Source organism: Streptomyces viridiviolaceus, assembly GCF_014650995.1.
Lineage (GTDB): Bacteria > Actinomycetota > Actinomycetes > Streptomycetales > Streptomycetaceae > Streptomyces > Streptomyces viridiviolaceus.
Genome location: NZ_BMWA01000010.1, coordinates 199,417 through 200,419, shown reverse-complemented (window position 1 = coordinate 200,419; position 1,003 = coordinate 199,417). Strand labels below are relative to the sequence as shown.

At 67.0% G+C, this 1,003-nt stretch carries 1 protein-coding gene; it reads right to left on the bottom strand.

Features of this window, described 5'->3' with window-relative positions:
• A partial coding sequence (locus IE260_RS16550) for a tetratricopeptide repeat protein (RefSeq protein ID WP_189872507.1) occupies positions 1 to 1,003 on the bottom strand: 1,003 nt, incomplete at both ends.

Below are 1,003 nucleotides of genomic sequence, written 5' to 3'. Positions count from 1 at the left end.
AGTAGGAGGCGGCAAGGCTGGCACGCGCGGTCAAAGTGTCGAGATGATCCACACCAAGAATCCGCTCACGATCCGCAGCCACCTGCTCCAGCAACGCGATGGCCTCGCCCATCCGCCCCGCCTCCTTGTAGGAGGCGGCGAGGCTGGCACGTGCGGAGATGGAGTCGGGGTGTTCCGGACCAAGGGTTCGATCACGATCCGCAGCCACCCGCTCGAGCAACGCGATGGCCTCACTCGTCCGCCCGACCTGCTGGTAGGAAGCAGCAAGGCTGGCGCGCGCGGTCAGGGTGCTGGGGTGGTCCGCACCCGAGATCCGCTCACGATCGGCGACCACCCGCTCCTCGATGTCAATGGCATCACTCGTCCGCCCCGCCTCCCAGTAGGAAAAGGCGAGGCTCGAGCGCGCCGTCAAGGTATCGGGGTGGTCCGCACCCAGAAGCCGCTCACGATCCGCAGCCACCCGCTCCCCGATTTCGATGGCCTCACTCAGCCGCCCGACCTCCTGGTAAGACACAGTGAGGCTGGCACGCGCAGTCAAGGTATCGGGGTGGTCCGCACCCAGAAGCCGCTCACGATCCGCAGCCACCTGCTCCAGCAACGCGATGGCCTCGCCCATCCGCCCCGCCTGCTGGTAGGAAACAGCGAGGTTTGCACGCGCGGTCAAAGTGCTGCGGTGGTCCGCACCCGAGATCCGCTCACGATCGGCGACCACCCGCTCCTCGATGTCAATGGCATCACTCGTCCGCCCCGCCTCCCAGTAGGAAAAGGCGAGGCTCGAGCGCGCCGTCAAGGTATCGGGGTGGTCCGCACCCAGAAGCCGCTCACGATCCGCAGCCACCCGCTCCCCGATTTCGATGGCCTCACTCAGCCGCCCCACGTCCCGATAGGACGTGGCGAGATTGACGCGCGCAGTCAGAGTATCGGCGTGGTCCGCACCCAGAAGCCGCTCACGATCCGCAGCCACCCGCTCCCCGATTTCGATGGCCTCACTCAGCCGCCCCAC